A 15099-nucleotide genomic window follows, 5' to 3' on the forward strand; every position below is an offset into this window, starting at 1 on the left:
GGTTTTTGATCTTTACCTATTGTATTTAATCGTTTGAGAGATAAAATCACAAGATTTGATATGAATTGGAATTTGGACTTGAGATTTTATCTTTTCTCCAAAAAATCCAAATTTTTTCATTAATTTTTACTTGATGAGATTGTCCCGCCCCTCAAGCCAATTGTTCTCATTACAACATTCAGCATACCCAAATGGAAGCATGCATCTTTGCCCCACTATTTTTAAGTAGGGCACACTTAGGATTAATTCCAATGGTTAGCGGTTTTCAGATTCGAATGAATCGCATATTACGAAACGGCAAGATGCTATGCATCCCAATGGACCATGGAATATCCAATGGTCCCCTAAAGGGAATTGAGGATCCATATCCATTGATCTACACATGTCAAAATTTCGGCCTTACCTCTGTTATAATCAACAAGGGAATTTTCAAGAATTTACCCAAGCCAACTAAGATTGGATTGATAGTTCATTACTCTGCAAGTACTTCTCTTTCCATGTCTCCAAACAGAAAGATGCTCACCGGATCAGTTCAAGAAGCATTGCGTCTTGGAGCAGATGGCGTATCTTTGCATATCAATATCGGTGGAAAGGAAGAGCCTGAAATGCTTGAACAGCTTGGCACAATTGCAGACGACTGTCACAAGTGGAGCATGCCATTGCTTGCAATGATGTATCCAAGAGGAGAGAATGTAAAGAACCCGCATGACCCAGCCATCGTTGGGCATGTGGCAAGAATTGGTGCAGAGTGTGGCGCCGACATTGTCAAAACATTGTACACTGGAGATGTAGATTCATTTTCTAAGATAGTAAAGAGTACACCAGTTCCAGTAGTAATTGCCGGAGGACCAAAAGCAAAAACCGACAAGGATATTTTGCAAATGACAGAAGAAGCAATGCAGGCCGGTGCCAAAGGAGTAACATATGGCAGGAACATATTTGAGCATGCCAACCCAGCCAAGATGACTCATGCTCTTGCTGCAATAATATTTAGAAAGGAATCGGCAAAGGAAGCTGCAAAATACCTTGACAAAAAATAGAGAATTCATCATAGCCCCAAAGGTACCAAGGGGCCAGCTTGCCAAATTTTTAACAGAGATAGAAAAAGAAGGCATTAAGATTGTCAACGTGGACCCATCAGCCCTCAAGGGATTGAAGACAAGGCTTGCAACAATTTACACATCACAGAATGCAGATTACGTCATAGTTGATAAAGTGACCAAGATGAAAGGGAAAAAAATAGGAATGAAGTTCAAGGTTTTATCAAATGCAGACATTGAAAATATATTACATGTTGCAAAGACAGGGCTTGACTTTGTGGTAGTAGAGGTAAAGGATTGGAAGATAATTCCGCTTGAGAACATTATTGCAAAACTTCACAAGATTCACACAAAGATATTTGCCATTGCAAATTCGCCCGAAGAGGTACGAAAGATGTTCTCCATACTTGAGATAGGAGTAGACGGGGTCATATTCTCTACAAGTTCTCTAAACGAGGTAAAGGAGTCTCTAGTCTATCTAGGTACGAAAAACTTTGACCTCAAGCCAGCAAAGATTCTCGAAATAAAAGAGGTTGGAAATGGCGAGCGAGTTTGTGTAGATACAGCTTCGATGCTTGGTCGCGGAGAGGGAATGTTGATAGGAAGCAGGTCAAACTTTTTGTTTTTGGTTCATAATGAATCGGTAGGATCTTCATTTACATCTCCAAGACCATTTAGGGTCAATGCAGGAGCTGTCCATTGTTATACATTATCACCAGATGGAACCACCAAATATCTCTCAGAGCTTGAAACAGGATCTGAAGTACTAGTAACTGATTCACATGGCAGGGCCAGAAGAGCTACTGTTGGCCGCTCAAAAATAGAGAGCAGGCCAATGTTAATGATAAAAGCCCAGATCGAAAATGAGATAGGCGGCATAATTGCCCAAAATGCAGAGACAATTAGATTTGTCCGTCCAAATGGTCATCTAGTATCTGTTACACATCTCAAAAGGGGAGACGTGGTGCTTGCATATTCCAAGCCAGCTACTGGAAGGCACTTTGGCATGGAAGTAGATGATGAATACATTATCGAAAAATAAAGCGCAGTTCTGAATCTAATATTTTTCATATACCCTCCAACGTTCATCACATTATTATAGTGAAATTTCTTGTTATGATACGTTGAGTCTTCGCTGTAACATATGTTCACAGGAAATAGACGAAAAGGAAATTGAAAATCACGTGAACACACAACAGCACAAGGATAACAAATTAAAAATTTCTAAACCAAATGAAAGCGGGTCTGATATCAGCGTCGTAAAGATGTGGTATAGTTCTAGCAACAAGTAATGAATTTGACCTATATTAAAGAAAAAGAAGAAGTTATTTGAATTTCTTTTTTATCTGAACTATTTCAGCCATCTCTTCTCTGAGATGTTTTTTCAGGAGGGCTTCATGTTGACGCTTGTGTCTCCAATAAAGATTCATTACGGATTGTCTTGATCCGGCCCTCTTTAGTGCAGCAGTGTAGTTTCTATGGCTTTTTTCTACCTCGCGAAAATACGACTTGCTGTTTGTAGTTACCATGGCATGATTGGCGATCCTTGATAGATAACCTTTACGATCTTAGGTCAGAACTAGTCTAGAGTCAAGATGTTCTGGGAATTTCCAGTTAGGTACTAACTGGAATTCACGAAGTAGAGGGGGTTCCATGACTCTCTTTGTTGCAATCTTGACATATTTTTCTGACTTGTCAACTCCTATGTACTTGCGCTTGAGGAACCTGGCCATCTTTGGGGTTTGGCCACTCCCCGTAAACGGGTCCAAGACCAGATCACCCACATTACTGTAAAGTTGAATCAACCTATACGGAATCTCTTCTGGAAAAGCAGCTGGATGGAACTTTCGGTAGCTTGGTGGCACAGGGGCAATATGCCATACAGAATTTGCCATCTCCTTTTTCATGATATTATCGATTCGAAGTCTGCTTTTCTCGTCCTTGACATTGTTAAACGGCTCCTTTCGCAGTATGATAATCTGCTCATGCATGATATTGGGATAGTAGTAGGTTGGATACGGATGCTGTACTGTTACACGAAATCTCTTTTTGCCACCAGTTACCTTGTTCCAGATTATCTCTTCAAAGAACTTCCAGCTGTTTTCATCTCTTGTCAGCTCAACTGACAGCATGGCAGGCAAAGGCAGTTTGACTTTTCCTTCTATAATTTCATTTCCTATAACAATACAGCAATAGCCTCCGGGTTTGGTTACTTGATAAACCTGCGAGAAGACTTGTTTCATTTCTTCAAGCCAGCTCTCAATTGACACTCCAACAGTTCCCCTATACCACTTTTTACTTGTTTGATGTTCATCATAGTTTATCGCGTTATGGTACGGTGGAGATGTTACAGTAAGTGATACAGAGTTCTTGCCAATTTGGGAAAGATCTCTTGAATCAGAAACTACGATAAAATTCGGTTTCCACACCACCTTCCTAAAGCAGTTTGATATTTAATATTTGTAAAAAGATCTGAGTGTCAACGGGTTTGGTAGAAATCAAAGAAAATCAGCTAAAACATGTTTTCGTGATTTACATGTTTTAGTCAGTCTTATGCATTTTTCTTTACTTCAATTTCTATAGTGGATACATTTCTTGGTCTTCCGTCATTTGACTCTAGTTGTTCAGACCCTATCTTGATCTCTCCTATAGTATATCCGGAACCGTCTGTCCTTCTTGCGACTATTTGTGCCACGTCAACAGCTCTGCCTATACTAAGCCCTCTTGCTTTTATCGATACTTTTGGGCGGTTAGCAAGCTGTATGAGCGCTGATGTCACATATGCCATCAAAGGCTTTTTTCCGATGAAGACTGTGTCTTTTGCTTCCGATCTATTCTCTGTGCTCATGCAGTTTTCATATCAGGGTCGTTTCATAAAAGTTTCTTTAGTATTTGTTCGAGAACCGCCTATTTGATGAGAGAAAACGATCCTATACGATGATTACTTTGATAGTATGATCAAGGATGATTGTATGCTAATGTAAATATACCAGTAGAATATACAAGCTCTCAGATGCTAAATCAAAAAATAAGATTTGGACTGGCGGTAGCAGCATTGATGTCTGTGATGATCTATGCAGTAGCAGTACCATCTGCAAGTGCATTGACACCAAGAGACTTTTCATACCTGCACGATACTCACAAAACTGACAGATTCATGGGTGGACAAAACATCTGTGGAGATCATCTCTGCACACCACAAGAATGGTCAGCAATGAATCAAGCAATAGGCGCTGCACAACGCAATCCAGGCGAGTGTTCTTCATTGAAGCAATGGGAAGCTTGCACACCAGCAAACCAAACCAAGACAGGCTAGAACAAGTAGAACATCAAACTAATAATGGCCAATAAAACTTGCGTATCAATTGGCGTGCGTAGCGTAGCAAAGCTCGTAACCAGCCTGAGAAAAGCACTAAACAAAGCAGATTATGCCGAACTAAGATTGGATTTTTTGAACCCAACTCAAATTCCTTATTGTCTAAATATAGTAAAACCACATCTAAAAAGATGCATCTGCACTCTCAGACCCAAGTCAGAAGGAGGCAAGTTTTCTGGCACCGAAACAGAGAGAATATCCATACTGAAATTAATTGCAGAATTCAACCCGTATCTTCTTGATGTAGAATACAATACGTTGAGAAAAAACAAGAGCCTGCATCAATACCTCAAAAGAACAAGAGCAAACATACTGATATCATGGCATGATTTCTCAAAAACTCCAAGCGAAAAAACGCTAAGATCCATGGCAAGAAAAATGTCAGGATTTTCAAAAAATATCAAGATTGTGACTACAGCAAAGGCGATTAATGACACATTGAGGATTCTCAAGTTGTACAAAGGGATGTCGCATAGATCAAATCTGATTGCCTTTGCAATGGGTGACTATGGCAGGATGTCCAGAATTCTATGTACAAGGCTTGGGAGCCCGTTTACATACGTGTCCCTTGGAAAACCAGTTGCCCCAGGACAGTTCAGTCTTGATGAGATGGCATCAATATTTAAATTGCAAAAATAAAGACACATTAGAAGAAAATCTCTAGTCCATCTAGAGGCTGTTTTCAAAATGTCTTCTAACAAACGAAGACTCGGCTTTTTTTATCCTGACAGATTCTGCCACATCATGAGCCATATCAACAAGTTCATTTTTTGTCATCATTGGCTTGACAACATCTTCTTTCTCAGAATTGATTTCAAACTCGATATCAGAGAGCATGTTTACGTTCTCGTCAAGCATCTTGCCGCATGCCTCGATGAGGTCTCTAAAATCGTCCGATTCCATACATTGTAAAACTTCTTTTGCATTAATTAACTAATCTCTGCATTGTCTCATGGAAAAACCGTCCTACCCAGCCTTATTATAAAAGATAAACTAATAGAATATGAAGAAAATGGTCCAGTTTTTTAACAATGTCCCAAGAAATGTCATCATACTATCTGTTGTAGTAACAGCAATTCTTGGAATCTTTCATCTAATTCCATTACTGATACTTGTATGGATAGTTGCACTAGCATACATCATCATATACCAATACAGGACGCCAAAAAATAATGGCGGTAATTTCGTATGCCTTGACTGTGCCACAATTCATCAGCAGGACAACTGCCCAAAATGCGGTTCCAAGCTAAAGAAATTCTATTCTAGAACGAATAGCTATGGCGTTTGAGTACCAATAGTTTGCCAAACCATTCCTAATACCTTAAATCATGATGCAAGGAAATTAGTTTTCAATGACAAAAACTTATGCAGTCATAGGCGATCCCATTGATCATTCGTTATCGCCTGCGCTTCACAATCCAGCATTTGCATTTCTAGGGTTGGATTGCACATACATAGCATATAGGATTCCAAAAGGAGATCTTGATGACGGCATTCAAGATTTGAAAAAGATAGGCATTGCAGGATTCAATGTCACCATTCCTCACAAAATAGACATGATGCGGCTACTTGACGAAACCGATGAGGAATGCAAGATGGTGGGGGCAACAAATACAGTAGTCAACACTGGCGGCCACCTAAAGGGATACAACACTGATGTAGACGGGTTTCTAGATCCAATAAGAAAAAGAAAGATCGACTGTAAAGGCTGTGATGTATTGTTAATTGGTGCAGGCGGAGCTGCAAGAGCTGTAATAGTAGGATTTGCAAAAGAAAAGATTCGCAAGATAACCATTACAAACAGGACACGCATGAAAAGGCAGAAGAGATGGTAAAGTTTGCAAAGCAGCTTGGCTTGGAATCTGAATATTTAGATCTGGCAAGCGCCGAAGACAGGGCTGCAGAGTTTAGATTCATTGTAAATGCGACCTCGGTTGGCCTCAAGGGAGTAGGTTGTCCCATATCAACAAAAAACATTACCAAAGATTCCATAGTTTACGATATTGTGTACATGCCAGTAGAAACTCCATTAATTCAGCAGTCAAAAGAAAAAAGGGCGACTATCATATATGGTTGGGAAATGCTTCTTGCTCAGGCAATGAAATCTTTTGAGATTTGGACCGGCAAACCTGCCCCATACGAAGCAATGAAATTGACACTGCTTGGGAGATTTTAGAATGGCCCAAGTAAAAGCAAGCATGCATGGTGCAGTCTCAATAGTAAACGCCATTGCAACTGGCAAGGGTGCAACACTTGGCATATCGCTTGGAATTGAAGCTACAGTTGAGACAGAGTCAGGAAGGGGAATGGTCTTTGAGAACAGAGAGTCAAGCCTTAGCTCGCGTCTGATAAGAGCAGTTGTTGAAACATCAGTGCCAAAAGCAGAGCTTGAGAAAAACAGACTGAAGATATCTGTCAAAACAGAGATACCGGCAGGATATGGACTGAAAAGCTCTAGTGCGATATCTTCTGTGATTTCACTTGCATGTGCAAAACTTTTCAAACCAAAAGCAACAGACATGGAAATCTTAAGGGACGGAGTACAAGCTTCAATCCAATCTAAAGTAAGCATTACAGGAGCATTTGATGATGCATGCGGATGCTATTTTGGCGGATTTGTTGTAACTGACAATACAAATATCAAAATAATAAAAGCAGAAAAGGCACCAGAAGATCTATCTGCAGTAATATTCATTCCAAAATCTCGCAAAAGAGGAAATGTAAAAAAATTAAAAATTTTACAAAATGTGTTCTCTCAGGCATGGGATTTGGCAAATAAAGCAGACTATTGGAATGCAATGACGCTCAACGGGTTAGCTACTTCTACCATACTTGGCTCTGATCCAAAGGTCTTGACTGAGCTAATGGAAAATGGTGCACTGGGTGCATCTGTTTCAGGAAATGGTCCTGCCATTGCAGCAGTTGCAAAAAATGACAAGATTTTACAGGTAAAGAAAATACTTGCCTCACTTGATGGAACTACAATAGTTTCTCCTGTCACCAACCAAAAGGCTGAAGTACATGAAATGTAAGGTTGAGAAATCAAGATTATCTGGTACGATATCATGCCCCCCTAACAAGAGCTATACACATCGTGCCATCTTCCTGGCATCACTTGCAAAAGGGAATAGTACAATTAGAAATGTTCTGCTTTCTCGCGATACCATTGCAACCATGAATGCATGCAAAGTGTTCGGTTCCAAGATATCAACCAGTGGCTCTACTGTTAACGTTGAAAGTACTGGCAGCGTATCTGTTACAGGATCAGAGATAGATGCATCAAACTCTGGTACAACAATTAGAATATCTGCAGCCATAGCTTCTCTTGTTGATGCCAAGATTACGCTTACAGGAGATGTCAGTCTCAAGAAGAGGCCAATGCAGCCACTCCTTGACGCTCTTGAGAAACTTGATGCAAAGTGTACGTCAACTAATGGCACCCCGCCAATTACCGTAAAGGGCAAGATTCTTGGAGGCAACACTTCCATATCAGGTTCGGTTTCAAGTCAGTTCATTTCCGCACTTTTGATTGCAGCACCTAAAACCGAGAAAGGCATCACCTTAGAGATTGAAGGAGATCTTGTTTCAAAGCCATATCTTGATGCAACTATTGCAATCATGCAAAAATTTGGCGTCAATGTAAACACCATATCACCTTACAAAAAATACAACATACCAAAGCAGGACTACAAGTCAACAGACTTTACAGTCCCTGCAGACTTTTCCAGCATGGCGCTTCTTCTTTCTGCTGCAGTGCTGGTAGGAGATGACATGGTAATTTCTGCACCTATTGGAGACTTGCCCCAGGGAGACAAGGAGATGATATCGCACCTAAAAAAGATGGGCGTGGATGTATCAATAGGGGATACAGTAAGGGTAAAGGCTCCACCCAAGCTTGCAGGTGGAAGGTTTGACTTGTCAAACACGCCAGACTTGCTTCCGCCAATGGCCATCTTGGCGCTTCGAACATCAAATCCAATTGAGATTTACAATGTAAAACATGCAAGATTCAAAGAGACTGACAGGATTTCCATCTTGGCAAAAGAGTTGTCAAAGATTGGCATTGGTGTCACAGAAAAAGAGGACGGGTTGATCCTAGAGTCCCCCAAGTCCCTCAAGGGTGCAGAGCTTGACTCTTCAGATGATCACAGACTGTTCATGGCATTTTGCATTGCAGGAATGGTTGTAGGCAACTGTACTGTAACAGACCCAGAATCAGTAGATGTCTCCTATCCTGATTTTATCAAGGAAATGAACAAGATAGGGGCCAATATTTCCTAGTTATTTGTTTGACTTTTTTATAATCTCGTCCCAGAGTTGTTTTGGGACTGGCATTACAGACAGTCTTGAAATTCGTATCAGTTCCCAGTTTTTGAACTTGGAGTCTTTTTTTATCTCTTCAAGAGTTACCGGCCTTTTCAATCTCGATACCGGTTTTACATCCATTACGACAAACCTCTCATCATCTTCTTTTGGATTGGGATACGGATTACTTGTAATCTCTAGTATTCCCACTGCCTGTCTCTCGTCTCCTGTGTGATAAAAAAACGCCCGATCTCCTTTTTTCATTGCACGAATGTGCTTTAATGCCAAGTTATTGTGAACTTCATCCCAAACAGTCTTTTTTTCTTTTTCCAGCAGGTCGTAATTATATGTCGTCGGTTCTTGTTTTACAAGCCAATAATTCATGAGTTTATTCTTGATTCAAGCATTATAGATTTTTCTAATGCAATTCTTTTTTCATTAAATAAAATAATGATTTCTTGTCCAAAAAATTTACCTCTGGTGAAATTTTTTCTTGTATAAAGACTTGGATCCTCTCTGAGTTTAGATCATGTGCCTTGTTCTGAACATATTTTAGAATATCCGACATGCCTTCATTTGTTCTGCTTACAAATACAAATTGAAATACATGAGGAAACTCATTTGACTGGTTCCATATTCCGGCAGCTAGTGTTTTTCCGTCTTTGATAGATATTATGACCCTATTTTGCTCTATGAGATTTTTGATTTCTTCTGCGTCTAGCGGCAACCATTTCCACGAATTGGCATATGTTGATGATTCAATGATGCCATCCAGTTGGAATGATGGTGTTGCCATTATTGCGCTTGATTCCTGTTTTGCTGGAACCATTGAATATAGCATCCATTTTTCTTCTATCTTGTATCCCACTGATTCGGCAAGTCTTATTGATGGATGATTTTCACTTTCAATTATCAATCTAATCACCTTGTTTGGTATCACAGATTCTGCATGAGCAAGCATGTCAGTGCCAAATCCTTTTTTCCTATATTGCGGATGCACCCTCATTCCCTCAATCCACGCTTCTTTCTCAAAAGAAACTATGTGGTACACCCCAACAACTAGACCATTTTCCTCCAACACATACAAGCCTCCTTTTGACTTCCACTTGTCCCAGACATCTGCAATATAGTCACCCCACTGGAATGTGTCTTTGCAGAATTCCAAAACGGTATACTTGTCGCTTTCCTGCGCACTGCGTATTTTCATGGTAACATGTTAACCAATTATCTAATTTTTGATTGTATGGGTCAGGATTTTGTCAAAAATTGCCCAATTCCTATAAGGATTATAAGCATCCAAATGAAAAATTCATCATGTCTTCAAGCTCGATTGGGCAGCGCTATGTCTTTACCAGTTTTGGCGAGAGTCATGGCAGATGCATAGGAGCTGTAGTGGACGGCTGTCCAGCAGGTTTGGAACTTGAGGAAAAAGATATTCAAAAAATGCTTGACTTGCGCAAGCCAGGCCAATCAGTGATAACAACTCAAAGAAAAGAAGAAGACAAGGTAGAGATTCTTTCAGGAGTATTTCGAGGATATACAACAGGAGCTCCAATTACAATGGTAATTTGGAATCAGGATCAGCGTTCTCGCGATTATGAAAATTTAACATTGAGGCCAAGACCTGGTCACTCTGACTATCCAGCATATGTCAAGTACAATGGATTCAATGATCATAGGGGAGGAGGCAGATTTTCCGGCAGACTTACTGCCACATTTGTAATGGCAGGAGCCATTGCAAAGAAATTGCTTTCCCAGACCATTCAAGTCGATACTTATTCTTACACTTGCCAGGTAGGCAAGATAAAGATGAGCGGCCAAGCTGCATCAAAGATGAAGAGCTCCATTTACAGCAATGAAGTAAGATGTCCAGATCCAAAAATAGCAGAAAAGATGCGAGCTACAATACTTGCAGCAAAGCGAAGCGGAGACTCTGTTGGAGGAATTATCGAATCAATCACTACAAATCTTCCAGTAGGTCTTGGCGAGCCAATCTTTGGCTCTCTAGAATCAGATCTTAGCAAGGCATTATTTTCAATTCCTGCTGTCAAGGGAGTTGAATTTGGCTCTGGCTTTTACGGTTCAACTCTTCATGGTTCTGAGAACAATGACGAATTCATAACAAAGAATGGAAAGATTGTAACTAGAACAAATAATGCAGGAGGCATACTTGGAGGAATATCCACCGGAATGCCGCTAGTGCTTCGAGTTGCCTTCAAGCCTGCCTCATCCATTGCAAAAAAACAGCATACCGTAGATGTCAAGACAAAAAAACCAGTCTCTCTCATAGTTCAAGGCAGACATGACCCATGTGTAGTCCCAAGGGCACCGCCAGTAGTTGACTCTCTAGTCTCAGTAGTACTTGTTGATCATGCATTAAGAGCAGGCTTTATTCGACCAGTGATTCGATAAGAAATGTCAGATATCGACAAGCTGCGCGACAAGATGGACAGAATAACATTTGACATGCTAAAATTGCTAAGGGAGAGAAATGACACCGCAAAAGAGATTGGCAACATAAAAAGCAATCTTGGACTGGGCATAACCAATGAAGAAAGAGAAAGCCAGCTTCGAACCAAGGTCCAGTCATTATGCAAAGAGATTGGCCTCGATGAGAAAATGGGTTTGACAATGCTAAATTTTCTACTAAATGAATCTGTCAAGATACAATCAACAAACAAGCAGACACATCTTTCAGTATTTTTGAAGGCAAAGACATTAGAAAGACAAGGAAAAAAAATAATTCACATGGAAGTGGGCGAGCCAGACTTTTTTCCTCCAAAGACAGTCAACAGTGCACTCTCTCAGGTCTACGACATGGGATACACAAAGTATGGCGATTCAAAGGGAATGATACAGTTCAGAGAAGCTCTTGCAAGTCATGTCACCAAGACATTTGGAGCCAAGGCAAATTCACAAAATATTCTTGTCTCACCTGGTGCAAGATTTTCAGTCTTTCTTGCAATATCTACGCTGCTAAATCCTGGAAATGAGATAATAATAATCGAGCCTGCGTGGCCGGCATACAAAGACAATGCACTAAACTCTGGAGTCAAGGTCAGAACCATCCACACAAGTCTTGAAAACAGATGGGAACCCAAGATAGAAGAGATTGAAAAAGCAATAAACCAAAATACAAAGATGATAGTGCTAAACTATCCAAACAATCCTACCGGAAAAATATTGCCAGAAAAATTGCTAGACCAGATAATGAGCATTGCAATGAAAAACAACCTCTATGTGTTAAGTGATGAAATTTATTCTTCATACGCATTCAAAAATTGGAAGAGTGTTCTTTCCTACGGATACGGAAGATCAATTGTGACCCAGTCGTTCTCCAAATCCCATGCAATGACTGGATTTAGGATAGGATATGCAGTATCAAGTCCTGAGATAATAGACCAGATGGCAAAACTGCAGGCACTGGCTATGACAAACGTTTCAGAGCCAATTCAATATGTAGCCATGAAAGCACTCGAAGCTGACACTACGGACAATACTAAAACCATCAAAACCAGACTCGAAGCTGTGATAAAAAAGGCAAAGAGCATGGAAATTGAGTTTATGGAGCCAGATGGTGCAATGTACCTCTTTGCCAAGGTGAAAAAACCGCATTTTGACTCGGTCGAGTTTACAAACAAGCTTTTAGATTATGGTGTTGCGATAGCCCCGGGTGAGGGATTTGGGAATTATCAAGAATTTGTCAGGATATCTGCTTGTCAGCCAGAAGAAACACTTAACCACGGAATGCAGATAATAGAAGAAGTGATGAGGACAGAAAAATGAAGAAAAAGATAGCTATTATTCGGTTCAGAAGGTCAGATCGGCAAATGGTTCACAAAGTACTTTCTCGAAAAGGGTTTTGAAGTAATTGGTTATGATTCAGAAAAAGAAATCCTAAACAAAGCAGTTACAAAGGCACAGTCCCTTGTTGGCGCGATCTTACCTGCAGATTATGTTATTTTGTGCATTCCAGTCAAGCGTACTCCAGAAACTATACGACTGATTGCAAAAGAGATGAAAAGAGAATCCTACCTCATAGATGTTTCTTCACTGAAACTCAAAACTGCAGCTGCTCTATCAAAAATTCCAGACAAGGTAAGTCCAGTTTGCATTCACCCCATGTTCGGACCTGGAACTAAGAAGTTAAAGGGACAAAACATAATCTCCATTCCAATCCGTGATGCAAAAAAAGAGCTTTTAGTTGCAAAATCATTATTCCCTGAAGCAAATTTTGTCCAGATAGATGCTACAGAACATGACAAGAAAATTGCAATAATCTTAGGTATGACTCATCTGGTCAACTTGACACTTGCTAACATACTTGCAAAGGAAGAAAACTTTACACTAGTTGAAAAGATGGCAGGTACCACGTTCAAGGCACAAAAGCTTCTCACTGCTGGAATAATGACAGAGTCTCCAGAACTCATTGAAACAATAATCTCAAATCCAGAAATTAGAAGATATGCAGAAGAGTTTTGGAAGGACATAGGCAGGATGCTCATTTTAATCCAAGAAAACAGGACTGAAGAAATTCTCAAGTATGTCGGAAGTGCAAAGGAGAGACTTGCAAAGAATGTCGACATGGATGACGCGTATAAAAAATTAGTATCCATGGTAAATTCTGTTGAAAAATAGTTGAAATCCACAAGAATCGTTACTTCCTTTTTAGTTCACAACGACAAGTACCTCATCTTAAAGCGAAGCGAAAAAGTAAAGTCGATGAAGGGACTCTGGGCAGGAGTATCTGGAATCATAGAAGGAAACGAAGAGCCGCTCTACAGAGCCAAAAGAGAAATACTGGAAGAAATAGGCATTGAAGAAAACAAGATTACTCTTCTCAAATCGCACAACAAATTCGTACAGATTCCCCCCAATACGAAAACCACGAATGGTTGATCTTTCCATTCTTGTTTTCCGTACAAGACCCAACAATTACTCTGAATTGGGAGAATCAAGAATATACATGGATAAGCCCGGGAGAGCTAACGCAATATCAAACAGTGCCAAGCCTTGACAAGGTTCTAGCTAGCTTGCTGTAGTTTTTCTTCTGTTACTTCGTCGGATTTTGTGTATCTCTGTTGTGGAAGCATGATGTAGACACATGCTCCTCCGCACATTGTACATGGTACAGTATTTCCCTTGAGCTGGCCTGTTCTTGCATGGATTCGTGCTGCCTCTTCTGGATCAATTGATAGTGCAATCTGTTTTTCCCAGTTGAGAGTTCGTCTTGCCTCTGTCATTTCCATATCCCACTTGATTGCCTTGTCTCGCAATTTGACAAGGTCGGCAGCATGCGCGGCAATTCTATATGCAATCAATCCTGCCTTTACTTCGTCAGCATTAGGCAGAGCCAAGTGTTCGGCAGGAGTAAGATAGCACAGCAAATCAACCCCTTCGCTTGCAGATATTGCAGCACCTATTGCACTGGCAATGTGATCATGACCTGAGGCTACATCAGTTACAAGCGGTCCCAATACATAGTACGGGACATCTCCAATGAGTGATTTTGCCAGCCTAACATTTGCAGCAACTTCATTTAGCGGCACATGTCCTGGGCCTTCAACCATTACCTGACATCTTTTTCATGGGCCCTTTTTGTAAGCCGAGATATGTTGATCATCTCCTGAACTTGCAATTCATCATGCGAGTCCAGTATAGAGCCAGGCCTTAGAGCATCACCCAAGCTAAAAGTAACATCATACTGTCTTGCCAGTTCTATCAAATAATCAAAGTGCTCATAGTACGGATTTTCCTTGTCATACTTTAGCATCCATGCGGCCGTTATGGTTCCTCCCTTGCTTACTATTCCGCCATGTCTTTTTACTGCCAAAATTCTTTTTGCTATATCTTTTGTAATACCAGAATGTATTGTGGTGTAATCTACACCATCTTTTATGTTACGCTCAAATGCATTAAGAAAATCATCTTCTGTAATATCAAGAGGGTTCTTGTGTTTTTCAACGCCATAGTTGTATGCCTCATATACTGGAACTGTGCCAAATGTTATAGGAGCTGCCTCAAGCAGAGTTCTTCTGAAAAGACCCACGTCTCCACCATCACTCAGATCCATTATGGTATCTGAATGATATTTTACAGCAACCTTGGCCTTGTTTACCTCTTCATCAAGATTCTGATTCAGAGTAGAATTTCCAATGTTGACGTTGACCTTTGTTTTCATTCCCTTGCCAATTCCTACCACGTGAATCTTTTGTGGTCTGACATTGTTGTGTGGAATTATAATCGAGCCCGTTGCTATTTTTGGAATGAGCCAGTCTAAAGTTACATCTTCATCTTTTGCCACTGTTTTCATTTCTTCGGTGGCAATGCCCCTGCGGGCTGCGCTCATTTGTGTTCCCAATTTACCTTTTTTACCAA

Annotated in this window: 18 protein-coding genes and 2 pseudogenes; 13 read left to right on the forward strand and 7 right to left on the reverse strand. The window is 40.4% G+C overall.

Annotated elements, in window-relative coordinates; all coding sequences use genetic code 11:
- Window positions 1–251: 251 nt before the first annotated feature.
- Both DYY67_RS06465 and DYY67_RS06470 read left to right on the forward strand, forming a co-directional pair.
- Complete coding sequence (locus DYY67_RS06465; RefSeq protein WP_166391766.1) at window positions 252–1040, forward strand: 2-amino-3,7-dideoxy-D-threo-hept-6-ulosonate synthase; 789 nt, start codon at window positions 252–254, stop codon at window positions 1038–1040.
- On the forward strand, window positions 1027–2082 hold the full coding sequence (locus tag DYY67_RS06470; RefSeq protein WP_166391768.1) for a 3-dehydroquinate synthase II: 1056 nt from the start codon (window positions 1027–1029) through the stop codon (window positions 2080–2082). Before DYY67_RS06465 ends, DYY67_RS06470 begins: the two co-directional genes overlap by 14 nt.
- A 283-nt stretch (window positions 2083–2365) precedes the next feature.
- On the opposite strand, the gene DYY67_RS06475 is transcribed toward DYY67_RS06470, so the two are convergent.
- The 3 genes from DYY67_RS06475 to DYY67_RS06485 all read right to left on the reverse strand — a co-directional run bounded on the left by DYY67_RS06475 (window position 2366) and on the right by DYY67_RS06485 (window position 3888).
- On the reverse strand, window positions 2366–2569 hold the full coding sequence (locus DYY67_RS06475) for a hypothetical protein (RefSeq protein WP_166391770.1): 204 nt from the start codon (window positions 2567–2569) through the stop codon (window positions 2366–2368).
- Between the two features lie 39 nt (window positions 2570–2608).
- Window positions 2609–3469 (reverse strand): DNA methyltransferase, encoded by an 861-nt coding sequence (locus DYY67_RS06480; RefSeq protein ID WP_166391772.1) that lies wholly within the window; start codon window positions 3467–3469, stop codon window positions 2609–2611.
- A 122-nt stretch (window positions 3470–3591) separates the two neighbouring features.
- A complete protein-coding gene (locus DYY67_RS06485; RefSeq protein WP_166391774.1) occupies window positions 3592–3888 on the reverse strand; it encodes a DNA-binding protein in 297 nt (98 codons plus the stop codon).
- A 165-nt stretch (window positions 3889–4053) separates the two neighbouring features.
- On the opposite strand from DYY67_RS06485, the gene DYY67_RS06490 reads away from it, so the two are divergent.
- Both DYY67_RS06490 and aroD read left to right on the forward strand, forming a co-directional pair.
- Window positions 4054–4356 (forward strand): hypothetical protein, encoded by a 303-nt coding sequence (locus DYY67_RS06490; RefSeq protein ID WP_166391776.1) that lies wholly within the window; start codon window positions 4054–4056, stop codon window positions 4354–4356.
- 24 nt (window positions 4357–4380) lie between these two features.
- Window positions 4381–5055: a type I 3-dehydroquinate dehydratase gene (gene aroD / locus DYY67_RS06495; RefSeq protein ID WP_166391778.1), complete on the forward strand. Its 675-nt coding sequence runs from the start codon at window positions 4381–4383 to the stop codon at window positions 5053–5055.
- 30 nt (window positions 5056–5085) lie between these two features.
- Here the strand turns inward: aroD and DYY67_RS06500 are convergent, their stop codons facing one another.
- Window positions 5086–5319 (reverse strand): hypothetical protein, encoded by a 234-nt coding sequence (locus DYY67_RS06500; protein ID WP_255492922.1) that lies wholly within the window; start codon window positions 5317–5319, stop codon window positions 5086–5088.
- 109 nt (window positions 5320–5428) lie between these two features.
- Here DYY67_RS06500 and DYY67_RS06505 point away from each other — a divergent pair, with 109 nt between their 5' ends.
- From DYY67_RS06505 to aroA, 5 genes are all read left to right on the forward strand, one after another.
- Entirely contained in the window at window positions 5429–5704 is a 276-nt protein-coding gene (locus DYY67_RS06505; RefSeq protein WP_166391780.1) for a hypothetical protein, read from the forward strand.
- 64 nt (window positions 5705–5768) lie between these two features.
- Window positions 5769–6251 carry a shikimate dehydrogenase family protein gene (locus DYY67_RS11605; RefSeq protein WP_320415994.1) on the forward strand — a complete coding sequence of 161 codons (483 nt, stop codon included), beginning with the start codon at window positions 5769–5771 and terminating at the stop codon, window positions 6249–6251.
- Entirely contained in the window at window positions 6245–6592 is a 348-nt protein-coding gene (locus tag DYY67_RS11610; protein WP_320415995.1) for a shikimate dehydrogenase family protein, read from the forward strand. Before DYY67_RS11605 ends, DYY67_RS11610 begins: the two co-directional genes overlap by 7 nt.
- A 1-nt stretch (window position 6593) precedes the next feature.
- Window positions 6594–7448: a shikimate kinase gene (locus DYY67_RS06515; protein WP_166391782.1), complete on the forward strand. Its 855-nt coding sequence runs from the start codon at window positions 6594–6596 to the stop codon at window positions 7446–7448.
- Complete coding sequence (gene aroA, locus DYY67_RS06520; protein WP_166391784.1) at window positions 7438–8697, forward strand: 3-phosphoshikimate 1-carboxyvinyltransferase; 1260 nt, start codon at window positions 7438–7440, stop codon at window positions 8695–8697. The genes DYY67_RS06515 and aroA overlap by 11 nt, the downstream gene beginning before the upstream one ends.
- Here the strand turns inward: aroA and DYY67_RS06525 are convergent, their stop codons facing one another.
- Complete coding sequence (locus DYY67_RS06525; protein ID WP_166391793.1) at window positions 8698–9105, reverse strand: EVE domain-containing protein; 408 nt, start codon at window positions 9103–9105, stop codon at window positions 8698–8700.
- Window positions 9106–9139: 34 nt separating this feature from the next.
- Window positions 9140–9928 (reverse strand): GNAT family N-acetyltransferase, encoded by a 789-nt coding sequence (locus tag DYY67_RS06530; protein WP_166391795.1) that lies wholly within the window; start codon window positions 9926–9928, stop codon window positions 9140–9142.
- A gap of 107 nt (window positions 9929–10035) precedes the next feature.
- Between DYY67_RS06530 and aroC the strand changes: the two genes are divergently transcribed.
- The 4 genes and pseudogenes from aroC (at window position 10036) to DYY67_RS06550 (ending at window position 13763) form a co-directional block, all read left to right on the forward strand.
- A complete protein-coding gene (gene aroC / locus DYY67_RS06535; protein WP_168711847.1) occupies window positions 10036–11133 on the forward strand; it encodes a chorismate synthase in 1098 nt (365 codons plus the stop codon).
- Between the two features lie 3 nt (window positions 11134–11136).
- On the forward strand, window positions 11137–12507 hold the full coding sequence (locus DYY67_RS06540) for an aminotransferase class I/II-fold pyridoxal phosphate-dependent enzyme (protein WP_178084797.1): 1371 nt from the start codon (window positions 11137–11139) through the stop codon (window positions 12505–12507).
- A gap of 36 nt (window positions 12508–12543) precedes the next feature.
- The gene (locus DYY67_RS06545; RefSeq protein ID WP_166391965.1) at window positions 12544–13359 is read left to right on the forward strand and encodes a prephenate dehydrogenase/arogenate dehydrogenase family protein; all 816 of its coding nucleotides are present in this window, start codon (window positions 12544–12546) and stop codon (window positions 13357–13359) included.
- A pseudogene (locus tag DYY67_RS06550) lies at window positions 13360–13763 on the forward strand (NUDIX domain-containing protein).
- Here DYY67_RS06550 and thiC read toward each other — a convergent pair.
- Window positions 13746–15082: pseudogene (gene thiC, locus DYY67_RS06555) on the reverse strand (phosphomethylpyrimidine synthase ThiC). The pseudogenes DYY67_RS06550 and thiC sit on opposite strands and share 18 nt — an antisense overlap.
- Window positions 15083–15099: the final 17 nt, after the last annotated feature.

The organism is Candidatus Nitrosotalea sp. TS (genome assembly GCF_011319465.1).
Taxonomy (GTDB): domain Archaea; phylum Thermoproteota; class Nitrososphaeria; order Nitrososphaerales; family Nitrosopumilaceae; genus Nitrosotalea.

Coding starts and splice junctions, on each gene's coding strand:
- DYY67_RS06465 (WP_166391766.1), top strand. CDS start 252: ATGGTTAGCGGTTTTCAGATTCGAATGAATCGCATATTACGAAACGGC.
- DYY67_RS06475 (WP_166391770.1), bottom strand. CDS start 2,569: ATGGTAACTACAAACAGCAAGTCGTATTTTCGCGAGGTAGAAAAAAGC.
- DYY67_RS06485 (WP_166391774.1), bottom strand. CDS start 3,888: ATGAGCACAGAGAATAGATCGGAAGCAAAAGACACAGTCTTCATCGGA.
- DYY67_RS06490 (WP_166391776.1), top strand. CDS start 4,054: ATGCTAAATCAAAAAATAAGATTTGGACTGGCGGTAGCAGCATTGATG.
- aroD (WP_166391778.1), top strand. CDS start 4,381: ATGGCCAATAAAACTTGCGTATCAATTGGCGTGCGTAGCGTAGCAAAG.
- DYY67_RS06500 (WP_255492922.1), bottom strand. CDS start 5,319: ATGGAATCGGACGATTTTAGAGACCTCATCGAGGCATGCGGCAAGATG.
- DYY67_RS06505 (WP_166391780.1), top strand. CDS start 5,429: ATGGTCCAGTTTTTTAACAATGTCCCAAGAAATGTCATCATACTATCT.
- DYY67_RS11605 (WP_320415994.1), top strand. CDS start 5,769: ATGACAAAAACTTATGCAGTCATAGGCGATCCCATTGATCATTCGTTA.
- DYY67_RS11610 (WP_320415995.1), top strand. CDS start 6,245: ATGGTAAAGTTTGCAAAGCAGCTTGGCTTGGAATCTGAATATTTAGAT.
- DYY67_RS06515 (WP_166391782.1), top strand. CDS start 6,594: ATGGCCCAAGTAAAAGCAAGCATGCATGGTGCAGTCTCAATAGTAAAC.
- aroA (WP_166391784.1), top strand. CDS start 7,438: ATGAAATGTAAGGTTGAGAAATCAAGATTATCTGGTACGATATCATGC.
- DYY67_RS06525 (WP_166391793.1), bottom strand. CDS start 9,105: ATGAATTATTGGCTTGTAAAACAAGAACCGACGACATATAATTACGAC.
- DYY67_RS06530 (WP_166391795.1), bottom strand. CDS start 9,928: ATGAAAATACGCAGTGCGCAGGAAAGCGACAAGTATACCGTTTTGGAA.
- aroC (WP_168711847.1), top strand. CDS start 10,036: ATGTCTTCAAGCTCGATTGGGCAGCGCTATGTCTTTACCAGTTTTGGC.
- DYY67_RS06540 (WP_178084797.1), top strand. CDS start 11,137: ATGTCAGATATCGACAAGCTGCGCGACAAGATGGACAGAATAACATTT.